Consider the following 20,109-nt stretch of genomic DNA (forward strand, 5'->3'; position numbering starts at 1 on the left):
GTCGCTCCCATCCGAGCACGCCGTACAGACGTACAGCGTAGCTAACATGGGCTCGGTCGTATTCGTTAATCTACGGCGTTGAACCTCGCCTGCCATTGATGTCAAAGATCGTGTCGCCGGTGCAGGCTCTCCGCTGAGAACCCCAACTCCGCACCGCATCAGTCCCCATGGACCCGCGCCGCGAAACCGGCTTTTTATCGTTTTTGTTCGCCCCGTTTCCGAAGCGGCTGCAAAAGTACAGCAAGTTTTTGAACTGTGCAAGTTTGAAAGCAAAATTTCTCAAAATCACTTTCTAACCGCTCAACTCAAATCCCCACTCGTTCGTGGGGGCCGCAAAGGTACATCGATCGCTTTCACTCCTGCAACCGAATCAGAAGAAATATCTGAAAAGGCTTCGAAGCAAAATCCTTCCGGCGACGCTTCCCTATCGCTGTGACCGTTGCCACAGGCGGTGTAAAGGAATCAGTAATCTGGAAGGTTGAACCGGCGCCTTGGAAAAGGTCCGGTTTGGATCGCTCACTATTCGTTTGCGGGAAGGCAAAGATACGTCCCTCCGGCAGACCTACGCAAGCATTACGCCACATTTTTGCCCCGCGCTGCCGATTTCGTCAATCCTTCAGCACCTCCCCTACCCGCTTCGCTACGGCTTCCAGTTCACCCTCAGCGAGTTGCAGGTGGAAGAGCCGGTCACGGGCGGCCAGGCTCAACAGCACGAGACTATCCAACCCGTGATCCGCCAACCCCGCCACGTCGCGAATACAGGGTGCCGCGGCCCTGAACTCGACTATACAGGCCGGGTCGATGTAGGCGGCAAGGGCTGCGATCGTTTCGGCTACCAGCGCATCGTAGTCCGCGAGGTCGGTCCGCACGATATTCGTACGGTACGCGAACACCCCCGCCAGTTCGGACCGCAATTCGATGTCCCTGATCAGGGAGATGTCTCCCGTATTGAGCATGACATCGTAGGTAGTAGGACTGAAGGTGCGGAACACCCCCTTGCGAAGCACCGCGTTGAGCGAGGTCAGGCCGGCCACCGCGCTGTCCGGATCCGCGTAGCCGAAGCGCCGGATGGCAGCATCCAGATTCGCTACGTCCTTTATAGCGTCGCCCAGGTTATTCGCGGTAGCGTTTTGCTCTTCTTCCAGGTCCTTATATATAGCCTGGTAATAACCGGTGAGCCGGTGCCGGTCCTTGCGGGCCGTGTTGCAGCGGTCGACACTGGTGGCGATGATGAGTCCGATGATGATGAGGGACACCTGCAGTAGGTAATCCAGGAAGCGTTGCCCGAAGGCCGGCCGGTCCTTTGCTGCCATTTCGAAAGATACCCTGCACCCGCGTTCCCCACAAAAAAAAACCCGGCCCCCCAATCGGGGGGGCCGGGCAAACGGTACGGTTCCAAAAGAGGGAACCTGAGCTGATTTAACCTTCTTAAGTTTCTTGGTGAGGGTCGGACAGAAGGTTAAGGGTCAGCGGGAGTTTAGTTGGAAACGGGCTTCACCGTCTTCACGATCCGGGCCGCCACCTTGTAGGGGTCGGCGGCGCTATTGGGGCGACGGTCCTCCAGCCATCCCTTCCAGCCGCGCTCGACGGTGGCGATGGGAATGCGGATCGAGGCACCGCGGTCGGAAACGCCGAAGCTGAACTGGTCGATGCTTTGCGTCTCGTGCTTACCGGTCAGGCGCAAGTGATTGTCGTGACCGTAAACGGCGATGTGCTCCTTGACGTAGGGGCGGAAAGCTTCGCAGACCTTCTCGTAGTCCGCCCGGTTGCCGCTGTCGCGGAGGAAGGAATTCGAGAAGTTGGCGTGCATACCGGAGCCGTTCCAGTCGCCCTTGAGGGGCTTGCAGTGGTACTCGACGTATACGCCGTAGGGCTCGGCGATGCGCTCCAGCAGGAAGCGGGCCATCCAGATCTGGTCGCCGGCCTCCTTGGCCCCCTTGGCGAAGGTCTGGAACTCCCACTGCCCGGGAGCCACTTCCGCGTTGATGCCTTCCACGTTCAGTCCGGCATCAAGGCAGGCATCGAGGTGCTCCTCGATGATTTCGCGGCCGAACGCGTTGCGGGCGCCCACGGAGCAGTAGTACTGTCCCTGGGGGGCGGGGTCGCTGCCGTCGGCGGGGAAGCCGAGGGGCTTACCGGTTTCGGTGTCCATCAGGAAGTACTCCTGCTCGAAGCCGAACCAGAAGTCCTGGTCCTCGTCGTCGATGGTGGCCCGTCCGTTGGTGGGGTGCGGGGTGCCGTCGGCGCTGAGTACCTCGGTGAGGACGATGAAGCCGTTCTTGCGCTGGGGGTCGGGTACGATCATGACCGGCTTCAGCAGGCAGTCGGAGCTGCCGCCTTCGGCCTGCTGGGTGCTCGATCCGTCAAAGGACCACATCGGGCAATCCTCGAGATCGCCGCTGAAGTCCTCTTCGATGCGGGTTTTGCAGCGCAGGGTCTGCATGGGCTCGTTACCGTCGAGCCATACGTACTGTAGTTTGTGCTTGGTAGCCATAGGTGGTTGTGGGTTAAATCAGAAGGTTAAGTGATAGTAGTTTCTCGTTGGGCGGGTCCGCGGGTGCAGGGCGGTTAACGGGAAAGCCGTGCAACGTGGTCGCCGCCGTGATGTTTCCCGTTAGAAGGAGTAAACCGCGGCCAGGATGAAGGAGGCCACGCTGTCGTCCTCGTCGTCTCCGCCGAAGTCGATGATGCCTCCGCTATAGGTGGTACCGAAGTCGCTGCCGCTGTCTAGACGGAACTCGGGCATGATGCGCAGGTCCCCTACCGTGAAGTTACCGGTAGCGGTGAGCGCGGTTACGCTGCGGCCGTCGGCGGTGATTCCCTCGGGTACGCTTTCCTGGAAGTACTCACCGCGCAGCGAAAGACCGAAGGTCTCGGAGATGCCGATGGTGGAGTACAGGGCCACGCCGGTGAAGCCGTCGCTGTCGCCGATGGACGAACCATCGCCCACCAGGTTTTGGGTGCTTTTCTGGGAAGCGTTGATCCCGAACATGAGGGCGTCGTTAACCTCGTAGGTAGCCGTCAGGTCGACCTGGAAGGTGGTAGCGTCGTCGTCGTTGACTATGTCCTTGGCGTCGGTGCCGTAGAGGAAGTTCAGGTAGGCGGCCAGTCCACCGCTCTCGGCACTCAGCTGCGCGCCGTAGTAGTAGCCGGGGGCGTTGAAGCGGGAGTCCGTGTTGTTGAAGATCCCGAGCATGGCACCGAATCCTTCCGTGATGGCGAAGTCCGCCTTCAGGCCGGTGTGGAAGAAGGGACCGTAGCTGAACAGGTAGCTGGTGCTGTAGTTGGCGTTGGCCGGAGCGTCGATCACCTCGTAGCCAACAAAGGTGCCGAACTGACCGAGCGTAAAGGTCACGGCGTCGCTGGGGGCGTAGGTGACGTACAGCTGCTGCAGGTTGGGAATGTAGTAGCCGAAATCACCGTCGTTTCCCAGGTTGGCGTCGATGGCGCGCGGGCCGAAACCGATCTGGCCGACGAATCCGACCTTGCCCAGCGATTTCTCCGCCAGCAGGTTCACGTTACCGACATTGAAGCCACGGTTCTCCGGCGTGAAGCTGGTCGGGAAGCCCAGGGTCGTGCCGCTGGTTTCGTCGTTGGGGTCGCTGAATACGTTCTGGAAGTAAGCGTCAACGTAGCCGCTGAGCTGGAAGGAACGCTCTTCCTCTTCTTCTTCTTCGATGATGACCACGTCGACGTCCTGGGCGGAAACGACGGGACCGAGTAGGAGCAGGAAGGCAAAAAGGGTAAGTAGTTGATTGTTCATCGAAGTTGATTTGGGGTAATACCTGTGGGTGTAAAGTGAGAAGGGGGGGCTGGTACGGTAGTACCGTAGTCGGGTAGCACTGTCGTCGGTACTTGGGCAGTACCTTCCTGGTGTACTACCCGACTACCTTTTGGTTAGCGTACTACACTGCTGCCGGAATCGGTGAGTTGGAAGACGCCGTCCTCCTTGGCCAGGGTGTAGGCGTGCATATCGTGCTCGCCGAGGTCGAGGCCACGGATCTCTTCTTCCTCGTCGACGCGGATACCCATGATGGCCTTGAGGGCGCTGAAGATGGCAAAGCTCGTAGCGAAGGAGAAGATGCCGACCGCCAGGGTGCCGATAAGCTGGGTGATCAGCTGATCGATGCCGGCGCTGGCGCCGAAGATGCCTACGGCCAGGGTGCCCCAGATGCCGCACATACCGTGTACGGAGGTAGCACCTACCGGGTCGTCCAGGCGGAGGGTCTTGTCGAAGAAGACGATGCTGAGCGGGATGATGATACCGGCGATGAGGCCGATCAGGATGGATTCGCCACCGCTCATGAGGTCAGCGCCGGCGGTGATGCCGACCAGTCCGCCGAGGATACCGTTGAGTACCATCGACAGGTCGTAGGTCTTGAACATGATGTAACCCATGAAGAAGGCGGCTACCCCACCCGCGGCCGCGGCCAGCGAAGTGGTGACGAATACGAGGCTGACGCCGTTAGGGTCGGCGCTAAGTACCGATCCGCCGTTGAAGCCGAACCAGCCGAACCAGAGCAGAAATACGCCGATGGCAGCCAGTGGCATGCTGTGGCCGGGGATGGCCGATACGCTGCCGTCGGGGCGGTACTTACCGCGGCGGCTGCCGAGCAGGATGATGGCGGCCAGGGCGGCGAAGCCACCGGCGGCATGTACGAGGGTGGAGCCGGCAAAATCGTAGAAGCCCATGGCGTCCAGCCAGCCGCCGCCCCACTTCCACATGCCCGTGATCGGGTAGCTGATGGCTACGAAGAGCGTAGCGAAGATGAGGAAGGGTACCAGCTTGATGCGCTCGGCTACGGCACCGGAAACGATGGTGGCACAGGTAGCGGCAAACATGGCCTGAAAGATGAAGTCGGTGTAGCCGGTGTAGGTGGCGCCCGCCTCGGCGGCGGCGGCGTAGTCGGCCGTAGCGCCGGCGGCCCAGTCCATGGGTCCGAAGGCACCGATGAAGCCACCTTCGTAGCCTTCGCCGGGGTACATAAGGTTGTAACCGATGAAGTAGTAGGTCAGCAGGCCGATGCTGATGATCATTGAGTTCTTGAAGAGAATATTGACAACGTTCTTACGCTGAACGAAGCCGGCCTCAAGGGTGGCAAAACCTAAGTGCATGATAAAGACCAGGGCGGTCGCAATCAGTACCCATAGGTTGTTTACGGTAAACATAGCTTCCATGGCAGTGGGTGATTAAGTAAGTGAATGTGGGGAGTTTCCCGGGCCGGGACATAGCACGGGCCGTCCGCAGGAGGTAGCGGAAACAGGAGTGGGGTTAAATCAGGAGGTTAAATCGCTCGGAGGGGAGCGGGGATCAGATGGCGCTCTCGTTCTCCTCGCCGGTACGGATACGAACGATCCGGTCCAGATCGTAAACGATAATCTTGCCGTCGCCCACCTTCCCGGTACGACCGGAGGAAACGATGGCCTCTACGATGGCGTCCGCCTTCTCGGCGGGCGCGATAATGTCCAGCTGCAAGCGCGCGATGTAGTCGGCGTCGTAAACCGAACCGCGGTAGGTAAGCTGTTCACCGCGCTGCAGGCCGAAGCCTTTGACTTCGGTAAGGGTAAAGAAATTGACATCGATGGCGGCCAAGGCATCTCGGATGCTCTCAAAGCGCGACAGTCGGATGATAGCTTCGATCTTCTTCATAGAAGTAATTATCTTTGGGCCGCCGGGTGGTTAGCACGCGACCCCGAAAGGAGGTGAAGGAAGACTATCTGGTTAAAGGGCTCGGCGAAGGTTGGACGTCTCCTTGCTTCGTTGGCACAAATATGTACCTACGGCCTTCAGTTTGCGCAGCGAGATACTCCGAACTTCTGTGATGCCTACCCGGTCGGCTTAGTTTGCTTACCGCTGATTTTCAACCAGTTAACACATTCAGCTTACCTATGCCAACGGCCGTCAAAGACCAATTGTGGCGACTCGTAAAGTCGCTCAACAAGGCCGAAAAACGGAACTTTAAGCTCTATGCCACCCGCGCCGGCGCTACCGGCGACAGCAAGTTCATCCAGCTTTTCGACGTGATCGACCGCCTGGACGCCCCCGACGACGGGGCCATCACCGGCCGCCTCCACCTCAGCGCCGGCCAGTATTCCAACCTCAAGCGGCACCTTTACCAGCAGGTCATGACCAGCCTGCGGCTCATTTACATTAACAAGGAGATCGACATCGAATTGCGCGAGCAGATCGATTTCAGCCACATCCTGTACGGAAAGGGGCTCTACCTCGACGCCCTGCGCTCCCTCGAACGCGCCAAGGGGAAGGCCGTGGACCACCACCGGGACCTACTCCACCTGGAGATCCTCGAGTTCCAGAAGCTCATCGAGTCGCGCCACATCACGCTGTCGCGGCAGATCGACAACAAGATGGACCTCCTGCTCAACGAGTCCGCCGAGCGCAGCTACAGCGTGCTCAACACCAGTGAGCTCTTCAACCTCAACATTCAGATCCACGGGCGCTACATCGAGACCGGCCACAGCCGTAGCGATGCCGACCGCCGCGCCAACGAGGAATTCTGGAAAAGCATCCAGACCTACCGCTTCGACCGGGAGACCGTCTCGACCACCTTCTACCAAAAAATCAACCGCTTCCAGGCTTCGATGTGGTACCACTACATCCAGCTCGACTTCTCGGATGCGCTTGAGTCCGCCCTGAATGCGCTGACCCTCTTCCGCCTGAGTTCGCACATGACGGTAAAGGACCCCGACCTCTTCGTTCGCTGCCTCTATTACGTGTCTATCCTTTCGTACCTGAGCGGCGAGCATACCCGCCTGGGCCGCTACCTCGAGAACATCAACCGTTTCCTTAACGACGAACAGGTACTGCTCAACGAAAACAGCCAGCTCGTGGGCCGCACCTACGCGGGGCTGATGACGCTGAACCTGCACTTCGTCCGCGGCGACTGGCCGGCCGCCTACGAAGCCCTGGGCGCCATCCGCGAAAGCTACGTGAGTGGAGACTTCCAGCCCACCGAGCACCGCTGGGGTCTGTTCCTGTTCAAGTTCGCGGCGGCCTGCTTCGTACTGCGGAAGTACGAGGAAGCCCTGGACTACCTCAACGATATTATCAATATGAAGTCGGGCGTACTGCGGGAGGACCTCCAACTCAACGCCCGCCTGTTGCACCTGCTGTGCCACTATGAACTGGGCAACCGCGCCCTGGTGGACTATCACCTGACGAACTTCGCCCGGCAGATGCGCAAAAGTACCGATACCGCCCGCATTCACCGCCTGGCCACCGCCAGCCTGCGCAAACTCATCAAGCTGGTGGAAAGCGAGCACCGCGAGGTCTTCGTCGACCTCGACGAGAAGTTACGCGCCACCGCGGCACGCGATCCCTACGAGCACAAAGCCCTGCTCTACCTCGATCTTACTCAATGGGTCCGCCACCATCTGCCGGTGGAAACGTCCGCCCCAGGGCAAAATTCCGGGCCAGACGTGCCTTACGGTGTTTTACCATCAGCTCCAACTGCTTGAGGTTGGCCTCTATGAAGGAAACCTCGCGGTTGTTGACCAGGAAGAGAGAGCTCTCCCCCGCCTGAAATAATTCCCGTTCTCCGGCGAGCAGTACTTCGTAGTCCTCGGCGTTGCGGCGGGCCAGCGCGTACTGTGACACGGTAACGTTGACTTCGCTCTCGGCCTGCACGACCTGCGCGCCCAGGTCGGCGATCTGGTCGCTCAGTTTCAGGCGGGCCTCGCTCAGCTTGATCTGCGTCAGTTGCAGCTTGCCCCGCTCCTTGCGCAGCAGCAGCGACTGCTTAAAGGTCACCCCCCACTTGTAGTTACCCGCCGAATAGTCTTCGAGGGGGCGGTCGGCGTTACCGGCCATGAGCGCGTTGTAGGAAACGTCGATCCGGGGTTTTAGCTGCTCGCGTTGCAGCCGCTGGTCAATTTCATAGGTCTCCAGGTTCAGTCGCTGCTGGGCGATGAGCGGATGAGCCGGCGGCGTCGGCAGTACGGCTACGGGTGCAATTTCCACGGAGGCGGGCTCGGGGGGGCGGGCCGTTGGCTCCAGCTCCAGGGGCACCACGCCATCGATCCACAGGAAGGCGTTGAGGGCGGCCGTGGCGTTGGCCAAGTCGAGGCGGGCGGTCTGCAGACCCAGTTCCCGGTTCTGCAGGAGGATGCCTGCCTCCAGGGTATCGATGGCCGGCAGGGCACCCAGGCGGGCGCTCTCGACCACGAACTCGTAGCGGGTGGTAGCCAGTTCGACCGCCTCTGCGTACACCTGCACCGCACCCTGCGCTCCCGCCCAGTCCCAGTACAGCTTGCCGGCGTCGAAGAGCAGTTTGTTGAGCTGAATCTGCCGCTCCGCCTCGCTGGCGCGCTGGAATACCTCGGCCCGCCGCAACTCCGCGCGGCGCTCGTCGAAGAGCAGGCCCTGCCCGAGGGACACCGACAGGCCGGCCGCGAACAGCCCCCCCTCGGGCACGGTATGCTCGGGGTTCAGGTAGTAGCCCTCGTTACGCTCGTAGGCGGCCTTCAGCTGCACGCCGAACCAGGTAGGCACGGACAGCCCGCCCTCGGCCACGCTATAGTACCGCGTACCCTTGAAGTACTTCTGCGCCAAATCGCCGTAGAGATAGGGGTCAAAACCGCCACGGGCCTGCCGGAGTACGGCCTCCGCGCGATCGCGCTGCAGGTCGGCACGTACGGCGAGCGGGTGGTGCTCCGCCACCAGCGAGAGGAACTCGTCCTCCCGCAGCACGGTAGGCAATTCCTGGGCCGCCAAGTACAGCGGCAGGCTGAGAAACAGGACTAGTAAATACTTCACGGCGTGCGTCATTTAGGCACCTTGATCTTGGGCGGGGCCGCGGGTGCGGTGTCTGCATTGGATACGTAGCGGTCGGGTGGAAAGCCGTTGATCTTCCGCCAGAGCTCGTACCAGATCGGTACGTCCTTCAGCAGGACCAGGGCGGTGGCTCCGGCGCCGGCGCGCAGGGCGTCCGGCCAGTCTTCGTCGGTGGCATCCGGGGCCACCATTACGCGGTATTGCCCCGAGGCGTTGATGACGCGGTCGATGGCGACCACGGTGCCCCGGTAGGTACCGTAACTCGTCCCCGGCCAGCCGGAGAATACGATGGAGGGCCAGCCGTCAAACTGGATGTTGACGGTCTGCCCGGAGTCGAGCAGGGGGAGGTCGATGGGCCGCACGTAAATTTCCACGGCGAGGTCGTAATTGGCCGGGACGATCGTCACTACCTGCTGGCCCGGCGATACCGTTTCCCCGATGCCCGCGGCCATAATCTCCGTCACGTACCCCGCCTGGGGGGCACGGACGATGTAGAGGTCGGTACGCCGCTCGTAGTTGCTGAACTCGCTTTCGAGTTTTGCCACTCCGGCTTCCGCGTCGAATTGCCCCGACCGGGCCGTAAACATATCCGAGCTGGCCTTGGCCAGGTCATCGCGCAGCTTTGCCTGGATGGCGTTGAGTTCTACCTGTGCGTTGATCACGTCGTTGCGGGAGGCCAACAGCTGGTTTTCGGCGCTGATCAGTTTGGCCTGGGCCTCCTGATAGACGACCCGGCGGTTTTCGAGATCGGTGAGTGACTTCAGTCCCTGGTCGTACAGTTCCTCCATCCGGCGGTACTGCTGCTCGGCCACCTGGGTATTGAGGCGGGTGGCCTCGAGGTCCATGCTGTCGCTGGCCACGGTAAGTTCGGCCTGGCGAAGCTTGTTGCGAGCCTGCTCGGTGCGCAGCCGCCCCGATTCACGCAGGGCCGACATCTGATCCCCGAGAGCACCGATCTTGGACTGGTACGATTGCACGCTCATTTCCTTGGCCAGCACCTGGCTGCGGGTACGGTCCAGCAGGCTGGTATCGAAATACTGGTCTTTGGTTTCCGTGAGGCGCAGGATGGTGTCGCCGGCCTCCACGAAAGCGCCCTCGCGTACGTGCCAGTTGGCGATCTGTCCGCCAATGACGGTTTCCACCATCTGGGGGCGCTGGTTGGGCTGCAGGGTGGTCACCGTGCCCGTAGCGCGGATGTGCTGCGTCCAGGGCAGGAACAGGCACACCACGAACAGACCGGAAAAGATCAGGAGCAGGCGTAGCAGGACCCGCCCGGAGGCGCGGCTCTCCACGTGGTTGAGGGAGGTATAGCGGGTACGATCGATGTAGCGACCTACCGAGTTCAGGCTGATGTTGAGCATAGTGGGGTGGGTCAGTTAGGTTTCGTGAGGGTTTCGTGCAGGGCGCCGTTAGCCATTTCTACGACGCGGTCACAGCGGGAAGCCAGGTAGCGGTTGCCGCTAACGGCAATCAGCGTCCAGGGATGGCTGCGGTCGGTCATGAAGTCAATGATGGCGTGGCGTTCGTTGCGGTTGATTGCCTCGAAGGAGTTCTCGAGGAGCAGCAAGCGGGGCCGGTCGACGATGGCGCGCGCCAGCAACAGACGTTGGACGATACTGCGGGGCAGGCGGTCACCGGTGGGATTGAGCTTTGTCTCGTATCCTTCGGGCAGGTGACGGATGGTGTCGTCGAGGCCAAGCTCATGCACCGCCCATTTGACGTTGTCGAAGGTGGCCCGCTCGCGGCCCATCGTGATGTTCTCCAGCACCGTTCCCTCGAAGAGCTCTCCCTGCTTGAAGCAGGCCCCGATCACGGAGTGCAGCGACTCCAGGCCGAGGTTATTGCGTGGCAAGCCGTTGTAGGAGAGCGCGCCACTTTCGGTATCGAAAAGGCCGGCGACCAGGTAGAGCAGCGTACTCTTTCCCGCCCCGTTGGGCCCGGCAACCATTACCCGCTCGCCGGGCGTGGCGCGGAAGGTGAGGTTATCGAGGGTCTTTTCCGAGCTGTCGGGGTAGCAGAAGGTCACCCCGTCGAGGCGCACCTCCAGCCCTTCCTCCGAGGTAGGCAGGAGTACGGCGCCGTCTTCTTTCACGGTATCCAGTCGCAGGTCGGTCACCTGTCCGATCTTCTCCAGGCCGGTGAGGACGTCGTAGATGGTTTCGAGCGACAGGATCAGTTTCTCAACCGACGACATGACGAACAGGATGATGATTTCCGCGGCGATAAACTGTCCGATGTTCATCCGCTCCTCCATGACGAGGATGCCGCCGATGGCCAGCAGGCCCAGGGCCACGATTACCTTGAATATCACCAGCAGGCCGTACTGCCGGATGAGTACGGCGAAGTGGCTCTCGCGCGCCTCGAGGTAGCTGTCGACGTGGCGGTCCACGCGGTTCATTGCCATATCGGTGCGACCGGCCAGTTTGAAGGTACTCGCGGTACGGGCCAGTTCCTCGAGCCAGTGTACGGCGGCGTACTTATGCTTGGATTCCGTGAGGCTGGTCGTGAGGCCGCGGCGGGCGGTGAACAGAAAGATGAGCCCCACCAGCCCCACCAATACGACCCCGAAAGCGATGAAGAAGGGGTGGTATACCGACAGGAGTAGCAAGCCGAAGACCACCTGAAAACTGGCAACCGAGAAGTCGATCAGAATCTTCGATAGTCCTTTCTGTACCGTGAGTACGTCGAAGAACCGGTTCATGAGCTCGGGGCCATAGTAATTATACATCACGTCGGTACGCACCCGGGGAATACGGTAAGCGAACTCGAAGGCGGCCCGGCTGAATATTTTTTGCTGCAGGTTCTCCACGATGCGCATCTGCTGGATCTGGAGCACGCCGATCACGGCGATACCGAAGGCTACCAACCCTACGAGCACGAGCCAGGCCGTACTGGTACGCCCGCCCATGATAAGGTTGACGATCGCCTGGATGCCCAGGGGCAGCGACAAATTGACCACCCCGGCAAAGAAGGCGTACACCCAGACGTTGCGTACTTCCTGTCGGTCGGGCTTGAGGAGTCCCCAGAAACGCTGCAGGGGAGAGAGTTCCGAATTAAGAGCGGCCATGGGGAGGAATTAGCGTAAGGTTTTGAATGCCAGGTCGGTAAAGAAGCAAACCACCGAGTCCTCACCCTGCCGGGCATCGGTGATGCGGGGCAGGTGGGCGGCGAAGTAGCGTTGTAGGTGCCCGCCCTCGATGATGGTGCTGACCAGCATGTGGGGGTAGGCGAAATCGGGTTGGAGCTCGAGCACGATGGCCCCCACGCGCTCCACCAGCTGCTTGTAGTAGTGGAAGGCGCCCTCCTTATTGTCCTGCTCGACCTCCCGGGTAAGGAAAGACTTCAGGCTCTCGGCGACGACGATCCGGTTGAGCTTCACTTCGTTAATGTGGGAAAAGCTGCTGTCCTCCATTACCTCCTCGGTGAGCAGGCGTATGGATCGCTTCAGCCGTTCCTCGGCGGAGGGCACGTTGGCCAGCAGAAAAGCCAGCCGGTACTCCATCCAGCCCCAGTACCACATAACCAGGTACAGCAGTAACTTGTGCTTGTTCTCGAAGTACCGGTAGACCGAGGCCTCGGTGGTCCCCACGAGCTGGCTCAGCTTGCGGAAGGTGAAACTGTCCAACCCAATCTCGTCGATCAATTCGATGCTGCCCGTGACGATGCGCCGCCCAAGATCACTCGTCTCGGGATCCTTGAGAAACAACGTCTCGGAGATTCCGATCGTGATCTTACCATCGAAAGAGTGCATGGCCAGTTGGGGATTAGCTGGTTAATAGTAATACTATTATTTCCGAAACTACGCCGGAGAAATAAAAGTTGTCCGCTGACAGTATTATTACATTGAGTAGCCGCGTTGATCGAGTACCTCCTCACTTCACCTTTCCCTCATGAAAATATCTCTACGCTCCATTCTCCCCTTCCTCGTTGGTGGGCTCAGCCTGGCTCTCCTGGCCTTTTCTGGCGGTCCTGCCGCCTCGGGCGCACGCGGCTATACCGGTGCTCCGTCCTCCGGCGGAGGTACCGAGGGTACCTGCAGCATTTGTCACGGGGGCGGCACCTTCGGCGAACCCCGGCTGGCCCTCCGGTTTGATGGCAGCACCCCGACCGCATACCGTCCGGGGCAAACCTACCGGGTCACGGTAGCCGTCCGGCCCGGCACGGGCACCGCCAACGGATACGGCTTTCAGGCGCAATTCCTGAACTCCGCCTCCACCACCGCCGGCACCCTGGGCGAGGCGGCCGATTTCACCCAGATATCTACCCTATCGGACGGGCGCGTTTACGCCGAGCACCAGGCCGTCAATCAGGACAGCTTATTCTCCTTCGACTGGACGGCCCCGGAAGCCGGCACCGGCGAGGTATCGGTTTATCTCGTCGGCAATACCGTAAACGACAACGGAGGCACCAGTGGGGATAACGGGTCTACGGCCCCCCTCCTGCTCACGCTTTCCGAGGATGCCACCACCGCTACCGCGGATGCCGGTCGCACGCCGGAGGCGGTACGCGCCTTCCCCAACCCGTTCTACGGCACTACCCGGATCCAGCTTCCCGCAGAGGTGACCGGGTGGGTGGACACGCAGCTGTACGGGGCCGATGGGCGCCTGCTCGAACGTGCCACCCGCGCCGCCGGGTCCCTGACCGCCGAACTAACCGGCCGGCCGGCGGGAACCTACCGCCTCGTGATTACGGACGATTCCGGACGTCGTTACGTGTCGTCGCTGGTGAAGCGGTAGCTTAGAGCCCGCGCAGCAGGTCGGCCTGCAGATCCGCGACCGCCTCCAGGCCGACGCTCATCCGTACGAGGCCGTCGGAGATGCCTACGGCTTCCCGTTCCTCCGGCGTCAGCTTGCTGTGGGTCGTCGTGGCCGGGTGCGTGAGGATGGTGCGGGTATCTCCGAGGTTGCTGCTGCGGCTACACAGTTGCACGGCATTCAGCAATCCGCTGGCCGCCGCTACACCACCCTCCAGTTCAAAGGTCACGATGCCGCCACCGGCGCGCATTTGCCGTCGGGCGAGGGCGTACTGTGGGTGGCTTTTGAGAAAGGGATAGTGAACCCGGGCGACACCGCGCTGCTCACCCAGCCAGGTGGCCATCTCCAGGGCCGAGCGGCAGTGGGCATCCATCCGGATGTGCAGGGTTTCCAAGCTCTTCGAGATCACCCAGGCATTGAAGGGGGACATGGCCGGTCCGGTATGCCGGCAGAAGAAGATGACGCGTTCCATTACCTCCGACGTGCCGAGCAGCAGGCCGCCGAGCACACGGCCCTGCCCGTCCATCCACTTGGTGGCGGAGTGAGTAACCAGGTCGGCACCGTAGTCGCCGGGGCGTTGCAGATGGGGAGTGGCGAAGCAGTTATCGACGATATAGGTCAGCCCGTGCGTCCGGCAGAAGGTACCTGCCCGCTCCAGGTCGACGAGTCGCAGGCCGGGGTTGGACGGCGTCTCGGTCACGAACAGCTTCGTTTCCGGGCGTACCGCCGCGGCCCAGTCGTCGGGGGCATCGGGTTCGACGTAGGTGAAGGTGACCCCCCACTTGGGCAGGATCTGGGTAAGGATCTGATGGGTACTGCCGAAAACCGCACGCGTAGCCAGAATGTGGTCACCCTGTTCGACCAGGGCGGCGAGGCTGGCGAAAACCGCCCCCATGCCCGAAGCCGTGGCGAACCCCGCCTCCATGCCCTCCAGCGCGCAGGCCTTGGCGATCAGCTCATCGACGCTTGGGTTATTGTACCGGCTGTAAATGATCCCCTCCCCCTGGCCGGCGAAGGTATCGGCCATCGCCTCGGCGGTGGGGAAGGTAAAACTGCTCGTCAGGAAGAGCGGGGTACTGTGCTCGCGGTAGGCGGTCTGCTGCATCTGCCCGCGTATCGCGCGGGTCTGGGGTTGCTGCTCATCGTTCATCCGCAATGATACTACATCTTGCGCACGGCGGTGGTGCGGAAGCTGCCGAGGGTGGTACCGATCAGGTTCTGTTCCGAGGGCGCCCCTTTAAGGTCCATGTTGACGTCCGTGTTGTACTGGCTGGAGTAGAACGAGAGCTTGAGCCCCGCGTCGGTCGCGCTTACGGAGCGGAGCTTGGTTTCCGCATCCTCGACGACGAATACTCCTTCCAGGCCGTCGTCTCCTTCCGAAAGGACCAGCGTTCCGCGCACCGTGCCGGCCGGCGTATCGCTTACGGTCACGTCCCACTCACCGGCGTAACTGGGCGCATCGGGCGTGGTGGTCGCGGGCGTGGTAGTAGCTGCCGCGGAAGCGTCGCGGGTGGGCGTGCAGGCCGACGCACAGGCCAGCGCAAGTAAGATGATCAGGTAGCGCATAGGAACAGGATTGACGCCGCGGGGGCCGATTTCCCGTTAAGGTACGGCTTACTGGTTTTCCTTGCTAAACGCCACGTCCATGGCCGCGCAAATCTTGGCCAGGGCCTCCTGCAGGTCGAGATCCGAGTGCGCACTGCTGACGAAGCCGACCTCGTACCCGCTGGGACCCAAATAGACGCCCGTCTGCAGCAACTCGTGATGGATCATCTTAAAGTACTCCATGTTGGCGGGGTCGATCTGGTCCGCCCGCTCGATGCGCTCGTTGCCGAACGCCAGCCAGAAAATGGACCCGATGTGGGGCACGTGAACGGGGTACCCGCGCTCGCGTGCGTAGCCTTCAATGCCGGTGGCCAGGGTATGGGTACGCTCCGCGAGCCCCTCGTAGAAGCCGGGTTCCAGGCACTGCTCGAGCGCCGCCAGTCCGGCGGCCATCGCTACTGGATTGGCCGACAGCGTCCCGGCCTGGTAGACGGGCCCCACCGGGGCGATGAAGTCCATCAGCTCCTTGCTGGCCCCGTAGGCGCCGACGGGAAAGCCTCCGCCGATCACCTTTCCGAACGTAATGATGTCGGGTTGGACGCCGTAGTGGCCGGCGGCACCTTCGAAGCCTACCCGGAAGCCGGAGATCACCTCGTCGAAGATGAGCAATACGTCGTGTTTCCACGCTTTAATGCGGAGGCACTCCAGCCACGACTTGTCCTGTAACAACAGCCCGTTGTTGGCGGGTATCGGCTCCACGATGATGCAGGCTATCTGACCAGCCTGCTCGGTCAGGGTGCGTTCCAGCAGGTCGCGGTCGCCCAGGGGCAGTACCAGCGTATCCCGGGCCACCGCCTCGGTGACGCCGGCCGACGAGCTGGTGCCGAAGGTGACCAGGCCGGAGCCCGCCTTGACCAGCAGGTTGTCCACGTGGCCGTGGTAGCAGCCCTCGAACTTGATGATCTTGTTACGGCCGGTGGCCCCCCGCGCCAGGCGGAGCGCCGACATGACGGCTTCCGTTCCCGAGCTTACGAAGCGCAGCCGTTCGACGTAGCGGTGATTGTCCAGGATGAGCTTCCCGAGCCGGTTGCCCATTTGCGTCGGGGTGCCGAAACTCGTACCCTTCAGCACCGTCTCGATCACCCGCTCCCGGATGTGCGGATTGTCGTGCCCGTGAATGAGCGGCCCCCACGAGCAGCAGAAATCAAGGAATCGGTTCCCGTCCACGTCCGTCATGTGGCTGCCGTGCCCCTCGGCGATGAAGAGCGGCGGGCCGCTCACGCTGCGAAAGGCACGGACGGGGCTGTTAACGCCACCGGGGAAATACTGCTGGGCTTCTTCAAATAAGCGGGTGGAGGTGTCACGCGGGATGCGTTGCTGGTATCGGGTCACGGTCGTGGATTTCCGCAATAATAGCATTAGTCCTTCGGGCGGAGGTCGCGGGCGCGTCAAGATTCCCCGGGGCCACATTACAACTGATTAAATACATCTTCCAACCGAACCTCCCGCCGGGCGACGCGCTTCGTAAAGGCCTTATTGTAACGTATTTCAATATCCGGTTTTAGTGTTTTCCCGTTTCGCTTATTTCCCCACGCATGTTACCCCAGCAAATCCTCCTCGTCGAAGATGACCCCCTCGAATGTCAACTGGCGCGCCGTGCGCTGAGCAAGATCGATCCCGACATCGGCGTCACCCACCTTGCCGACGGCCAGGCCCTGCTCGATTACCTGTCGGAAAGCCCGGCGGAGTCCATCTCGCTGGCCATCATGGACCTGAACATGCCCCGCCGCAACGGACTCGCCACGTTGGAATACCTGCGGGAGCAGGGTACGCAGCCGCCCTTCCCCATCGTCATGTTTTCCTCGTCCGACGATCCCGACGACGTCCGACGTGCCTACCAGCTCGGAGCCGCCGCCTACGTGGTCAAGCCCGTCGGGGGGCAGCAATACCGGCAGACCATGCAACGTATCGTGGATTTCTGGCTCTCCACGAACCGTATCCGGTAGCAAAACCTCCAACTTTCTACCCCTGCCCCACGGTCCACGGCGGGTAAGCTATATTACGGCCACCGATCAGGCTACTTCATTATACAAGCAGATGCAGGGACTTTGGAAACGACTTACGACGGCGGTTATCTTCGTCATCATCATGATAGCCGGGATGTACACCGGCCCCTACACCTTTAACCTGCTCTTCCTGGTCATTACCGGCGGTTGCCTGTACGAGTTCTTCGGAATGACGCTGGACCGCCACACCCGGCGCGACCGCGTCCGCAAGGCCTTCGGGGTGGCCGTGGGCCTGCTTCCTTTCTTCCTGGTAAGCTTTTATTCCCTGGGCTATGTCAAGGATCCGGCAAGTTTCATCCAGGTCTCAAGCCTCCTGTTCGCGCCGTTCATCTTTACCATCTTCATCTACGAGCTGTACAGCAACAGCCGCGAGCCCTTCGTGAATATTGCCTACATTATCCTGGGCCTCTTCTACATCGGCATCCCGTTTGCGCTCCTGGACTTCATTGCCTTCGACGAGAAAATTTTCTATTACCGTGTCGTCTTCGGCCTGCTCCTGCTCACCTGGGTCAACGATACCGGGGCGTACCTCGTCGGCAGTCAGATCGGCAAGACGCCCCTCTTCCCGCGCATATCGCCCAATAAGACCTGGGAGGGCAGCGCGGGCGGTGCCATTACCTGCATCGTGTTCGGCTACCTGCTGCACCTGGTGTTTCACGAGATCGGACTGGTACAGTGGCTGGTCCTGGCGGTCATCGTCGCCGTCTTCGGCAGTATCGGCGACCTGATCGAAAGTATGCTGAAGCGCAGCGTCGGCGTCAAGGACAGCGGCGACCTGCTGCCCGGCCACGGGGGCCTGCTCGACCGCTTCGATGCCTTTATTTTCGTGATTCCTTTCGCTGCGGCCTACATTTTATACCTCCGTTGAAAATCCGTTGATAGCGGTGAAAAATTGGTGTTAAAACGCAAATGGTGGGTATAAACCGCCAATATGGGTGACACACTATTGCGAAAGGTCCGTCCTTTCGCCTCACTCACCCATTCTGTTCATGTAAACCTATATCGCTACTATCGTCGCGTTCGCTTACACCTTTGCCCCGCGCGGCTGGGCCTTTTGCCAAGGTCAGTTATTACCGATTGACTCCTACCAGGCCCTCTTTTCCATCCTCGGCACCACCTAAGGGGGCGACGGCCGCACCACCTTTGCGCTACCGGATCTGCGGGGGCGCTCCATCATTCACCCCGGGACCGGCCCGGGCCTCTCCTCCTTTAGGGCGGACGAGCATTCAAGCGTGGAATCGGTGACGCTCACGCCGAACCAGCTTCCCGCCCACACCCACGCGGCGACGCTGAACCTTGGGGCGGGCGTGGGTTCGGGAGCCGGCGGGGACGGCAATTACCTGGCCTTCAATGCCGCCGGTGAGACCGTCTTTACGGCTACCCCACCGGCCGATGCCCACCTCGGACAAGCTACCATCACGGTGGGCCCCAGCGGTAACGGCGGGCCGTTGGCAACCCGCAGCCCGGTCGTAGCCATCAACTACATCATCCCGCTCAAGGGTGTCTATCCCCCTGCAGCTGATCCGCCATGAAGGGCTTCTACATCCTGCTCCTGCTGTGCACCCTGCCGGCAGGAGGACAGGCACAACAAATCCAGTGGTCCTCCCCCTGCGTGACCGCTACGTTCTCCTGGAAAGGACCGTGAACGGCCGGAAGCAGTACATTGACGACGACGGCATCTGTAACGATAAGGACCGCTACCCGGGCAGCGACGACACGGCTGACGCGGATGGCGACACCCTTCCCGGAGGGTGCGACGACCGTCCCAACGTCTTCGACGGCGTACAGGTATACGCTGCCTGCTTCGGTGACCTGTCGCCCCTGCGCCTCATCCGGGGCGGACGCGACGCTACCGGCAGGTTCACCTTCACCAACGCCGCAACCGGGCTGAAGATCGCCTTCAACACTGCGACCAGCACCTGGGACCTGACCGACATCGCCAGCACCAGTCCCCAGGTGTATTTCGGTTACCCGCTGGCTACCACCCCCAACCCGCCGGCCAGCGAGCTGTCCGCCTAAGAAGCCATCGTCTGCAACCAGTTGCCCACCGTAAAAGGATCACGTACTCAGCGCGTAATCCCCACCCTGAGCTGCCCCGCCGAACGTGTGGCAGCCTACGCTACCGACGGTTGCTCCGCCGCACTCCCCGACCTGACCACCGGGCTGACGACCAACCTGGACAACCTCACCCTGACCCAGGAGCCACCGGCGGCGACCCGCTATACCGGCCCGGGAACCTATCCGTTTACGGTACGGGCCACCGACCGGAACTCCAACACCGTAGTCTGTGAACGTACCGTCGTGCTTGCCGACACCACCGCTCCCCGGTTGGTAGTTACCGGGACCTCGGCTACCGTGATCCTGGGACCTTCCGGGCTGGCCGTCATCGCCCTGGAGGCCTTCGGAGCCACGGCCACCGACAACTGCACCGCCGTAGCCCCGCAACTGCTTCTGCGCCGCGCGGATAGCCCGTCAGGCGCTAGTCCGGCCGTACGTCTCACCTGTGATGACGCTGCCGCGAACGTTCCGTTTATCTTTTCCGCGACTGATGCCCCCGGCAACCGCGACTCACTGCCTGTGACGGTGACCGTCCTCGATACGACCCCGCCCCCGCTGACTTGTCTACGCGACACGCTGTACCTCGACGCCTCCGGTACGGCCGACTACCCGATCGGCGATCTGGCCCTCCTGGTATCCGATAACTGCCCGTACACTTTCATCGCTGATGATATATCCCAAACGTACGGCCACACCGATACCGGACTGATCAGCAGCGTCGAGACACGAACGGACGCCGCGGGCAACGTAGCCACCTGTACGGTTGAGCTCTTCGTGGTGGATACCTTCCTCACCTCGGCCCTTGGGTACTGGCAGACCGTGGCGGACGATGTCCTCGGCATCTATCCCAACCCCAATGGCGGATCGTTCACCGTTCACTAGACCGACCACCGAA

General features: G+C 61.3%; 20 protein-coding genes. 8 read left to right on the top strand and 12 right to left on the bottom strand.

Going from position 1 to position 20,109, the window contains the following annotated elements:
• Positions 1–608: 608 nt before the first annotated feature.
• The 5 genes from DQG19_RS13695 to DQG19_RS13715 form a co-directional block, all read right to left on the bottom strand.
• Positions 609–1,313 (bottom strand): hypothetical protein, encoded by a 705-nt coding sequence (locus DQG19_RS13695; protein WP_116126845.1) that lies wholly within the window; start codon positions 1,311–1,313, stop codon positions 609–611.
• A gap of 164 nt (positions 1,314–1,477) precedes the next feature.
• Positions 1,478–2,494, bottom strand: coding sequence for a glutamine synthetase beta-grasp domain-containing protein (locus DQG19_RS13700; protein WP_116126846.1), 1,017 nt, complete (start codon positions 2,492–2,494; stop codon positions 1,478–1,480).
• 120 nt (positions 2,495–2,614) lie between these two features.
• Entirely contained in the window at positions 2,615–3,763 is a 1,149-nt protein-coding gene (locus tag DQG19_RS13705) for an outer membrane beta-barrel protein (protein WP_116126847.1), read from the bottom strand.
• Positions 3,764–3,897: 134 nt separating this feature from the next.
• Positions 3,898–5,178 (bottom strand): ammonium transporter, encoded by a 1,281-nt coding sequence (locus DQG19_RS13710; protein WP_116126848.1) that lies wholly within the window; start codon positions 5,176–5,178, stop codon positions 3,898–3,900.
• Positions 5,179–5,311: 133 nt separating this feature from the next.
• A complete protein-coding gene (locus DQG19_RS13715; protein ID WP_116126849.1) occupies positions 5,312–5,650 on the bottom strand; it encodes a P-II family nitrogen regulator in 339 nt (112 codons plus the stop codon).
• A gap of 239 nt (positions 5,651–5,889) precedes the next feature.
• On the opposite strand from DQG19_RS13715, the gene DQG19_RS13720 reads away from it, so the two are divergent.
• Positions 5,890–7,476: a hypothetical protein gene (locus DQG19_RS13720; RefSeq protein WP_157974506.1), complete on the top strand. Its 1,587-nt coding sequence runs from the start codon at positions 5,890–5,892 to the stop codon at positions 7,474–7,476.
• Here DQG19_RS13720 and DQG19_RS13725 read toward each other — a convergent pair.
• Genes DQG19_RS13725 through DQG19_RS13740 form a run of 4 tightly spaced genes read right to left on the bottom strand, consistent with a single transcriptional unit; the run spans position 7,370 to position 12,542 of the window.
• Positions 7,370–8,773 (bottom strand): TolC family protein, encoded by a 1,404-nt coding sequence (locus tag DQG19_RS13725; protein ID WP_198661752.1) that lies wholly within the window; start codon positions 8,771–8,773, stop codon positions 7,370–7,372. The two genes, DQG19_RS13720 and DQG19_RS13725, sit on opposite strands and share 107 nt — an antisense overlap.
• 8 nt (positions 8,774–8,781) lie before the next feature.
• A complete protein-coding gene (locus DQG19_RS13730) occupies positions 8,782–10,152 on the bottom strand; it encodes an HlyD family secretion protein (RefSeq protein WP_116126852.1) in 1,371 nt (456 codons plus the stop codon).
• A gap of 11 nt (positions 10,153–10,163) precedes the next feature.
• Positions 10,164–11,858 carry a peptidase domain-containing ABC transporter gene (locus DQG19_RS13735; protein ID WP_116126853.1) on the bottom strand — a complete coding sequence of 565 codons (1,695 nt, stop codon included), beginning with the start codon at positions 11,856–11,858 and terminating at the stop codon, positions 10,164–10,166.
• 9 nt (positions 11,859–11,867) lie between these two features.
• Entirely contained in the window at positions 11,868–12,542 is a 675-nt protein-coding gene (locus DQG19_RS13740; RefSeq protein WP_116126854.1) for a TetR/AcrR family transcriptional regulator, read from the bottom strand.
• Between the two features lie 139 nt (positions 12,543–12,681).
• On the opposite strand from DQG19_RS13740, the gene DQG19_RS13745 reads away from it, so the two are divergent.
• Positions 12,682–13,527, top strand: a complete 846-nt coding sequence (locus DQG19_RS13745; RefSeq protein WP_116126855.1) for a choice-of-anchor V domain-containing protein — start codon at positions 12,682–12,684, stop codon at positions 13,525–13,527.
• Position 13,528: 1 nt separating this feature from the next.
• Here the strand turns inward: DQG19_RS13745 and DQG19_RS13750 are convergent, their stop codons facing one another.
• Genes DQG19_RS13750 through hemL form a run of 3 tightly spaced genes read right to left on the bottom strand, consistent with a single transcriptional unit; the run spans position 13,529 to position 16,509 of the window.
• Entirely contained in the window at positions 13,529–14,695 is a 1,167-nt protein-coding gene (locus DQG19_RS13750) for a PLP-dependent transferase (RefSeq protein WP_116126856.1), read from the bottom strand.
• An 11-nt stretch (positions 14,696–14,706) separates the two neighbouring features.
• Positions 14,707–15,111, bottom strand: a complete 405-nt coding sequence (locus DQG19_RS13755) for a hypothetical protein (RefSeq protein WP_116126857.1) — start codon at positions 15,109–15,111, stop codon at positions 14,707–14,709.
• Between the two features lie 48 nt (positions 15,112–15,159).
• Entirely contained in the window at positions 15,160–16,509 is a 1,350-nt protein-coding gene (gene hemL, locus DQG19_RS13760; protein ID WP_116126858.1) for a glutamate-1-semialdehyde 2,1-aminomutase, read from the bottom strand.
• A gap of 176 nt (positions 16,510–16,685) precedes the next feature.
• On the opposite strand from hemL, the gene DQG19_RS13765 reads away from it, so the two are divergent.
• From DQG19_RS13765 to DQG19_RS13785, 6 genes are all read left to right on the top strand, one after another.
• Positions 16,686–17,096, top strand: a complete 411-nt coding sequence (locus tag DQG19_RS13765; RefSeq protein WP_116126859.1) for a response regulator — start codon at positions 16,686–16,688, stop codon at positions 17,094–17,096.
• Between the two features lie 91 nt (positions 17,097–17,187).
• The gene (locus tag DQG19_RS13770) at positions 17,188–18,024 is read left to right on the top strand and encodes a phosphatidate cytidylyltransferase (RefSeq protein ID WP_116126860.1); all 837 of its coding nucleotides are present in this window, start codon (positions 17,188–17,190) and stop codon (positions 18,022–18,024) included.
• Positions 18,025–18,166: 142 nt separating this feature from the next.
• On the top strand, positions 18,167–18,277 hold the full coding sequence (locus DQG19_RS21375) for a phage tail protein (RefSeq protein WP_232826533.1): 111 nt from the start codon (positions 18,167–18,169) through the stop codon (positions 18,275–18,277).
• Between the two features lie 120 nt (positions 18,278–18,397).
• The gene (locus DQG19_RS21380) at positions 18,398–18,688 is read left to right on the top strand and encodes a hypothetical protein (RefSeq protein WP_232826526.1); all 291 of its coding nucleotides are present in this window, start codon (positions 18,398–18,400) and stop codon (positions 18,686–18,688) included.
• Positions 18,689–18,752: 64 nt separating this feature from the next.
• The gene (locus tag DQG19_RS13780) at positions 18,753–19,175 is read left to right on the top strand and encodes a hypothetical protein (protein WP_116126861.1); all 423 of its coding nucleotides are present in this window, start codon (positions 18,753–18,755) and stop codon (positions 19,173–19,175) included.
• An 87-nt stretch (positions 19,176–19,262) separates the two neighbouring features.
• Complete coding sequence (locus tag DQG19_RS13785) at positions 19,263–20,096, top strand: hypothetical protein (RefSeq protein ID WP_116126862.1); 834 nt, start codon at positions 19,263–19,265, stop codon at positions 20,094–20,096.
• Positions 20,097–20,109: the final 13 nt, after the last annotated feature.

Origin of the sequence: Lewinella sp. IMCC34183 (assembly GCF_003390915.1) — a bacterium.
Lineage (GTDB): Bacteria > Bacteroidota > Bacteroidia > Chitinophagales > Saprospiraceae > Neolewinella.

Excerpts from the sequence above, each read along its gene's own strand:
- DQG19_RS13695 (WP_116126845.1), bottom strand. The coding sequence starts at position 1,313 with ATGGCAGCAAAGGACCGGCCGGCCTTCGGGCAACGCTTCCTGGATTAC.
- DQG19_RS13700 (WP_116126846.1), bottom strand. The coding sequence starts at position 2,494 with ATGGCTACCAAGCACAAACTACAGTACGTATGGCTCGACGGTAACGAG.
- DQG19_RS13705 (WP_116126847.1), bottom strand. The coding sequence starts at position 3,763 with ATGAACAATCAACTACTTACCCTTTTTGCCTTCCTGCTCCTACTCGGT.
- DQG19_RS13710 (WP_116126848.1), bottom strand. The coding sequence starts at position 5,178 with ATGGAAGCTATGTTTACCGTAAACAACCTATGGGTACTGATTGCGACC.
- DQG19_RS13715 (WP_116126849.1), bottom strand. The coding sequence starts at position 5,650 with ATGAAGAAGATCGAAGCTATCATCCGACTGTCGCGCTTTGAGAGCATC.
- DQG19_RS13720 (WP_157974506.1), top strand. The coding sequence starts at position 5,890 with ATGCCAACGGCCGTCAAAGACCAATTGTGGCGACTCGTAAAGTCGCTC.
- DQG19_RS13730 (WP_116126852.1), bottom strand. The coding sequence starts at position 10,152 with ATGCTCAACATCAGCCTGAACTCGGTAGGTCGCTACATCGATCGTACC.
- DQG19_RS13735 (WP_116126853.1), bottom strand. The coding sequence starts at position 11,858 with ATGGCCGCTCTTAATTCGGAACTCTCTCCCCTGCAGCGTTTCTGGGGA.
- DQG19_RS13740 (WP_116126854.1), bottom strand. The coding sequence starts at position 12,542 with ATGCACTCTTTCGATGGTAAGATCACGATCGGAATCTCCGAGACGTTG.
- DQG19_RS13745 (WP_116126855.1), top strand. The coding sequence starts at position 12,682 with ATGAAAATATCTCTACGCTCCATTCTCCCCTTCCTCGTTGGTGGGCTC.
- DQG19_RS13750 (WP_116126856.1), bottom strand. The coding sequence starts at position 14,695 with ATGAACGATGAGCAGCAACCCCAGACCCGCGCGATACGCGGGCAGATG.
- DQG19_RS13755 (WP_116126857.1), bottom strand. The coding sequence starts at position 15,111 with ATGCGCTACCTGATCATCTTACTTGCGCTGGCCTGTGCGTCGGCCTGC.
- hemL (WP_116126858.1), bottom strand. The coding sequence starts at position 16,509 with ATGCTATTATTGCGGAAATCCACGACCGTGACCCGATACCAGCAACGC.
- DQG19_RS13765 (WP_116126859.1), top strand. The coding sequence starts at position 16,686 with ATGTTACCCCAGCAAATCCTCCTCGTCGAAGATGACCCCCTCGAATGT.
- DQG19_RS13770 (WP_116126860.1), top strand. The coding sequence starts at position 17,188 with ATGCAGGGACTTTGGAAACGACTTACGACGGCGGTTATCTTCGTCATC.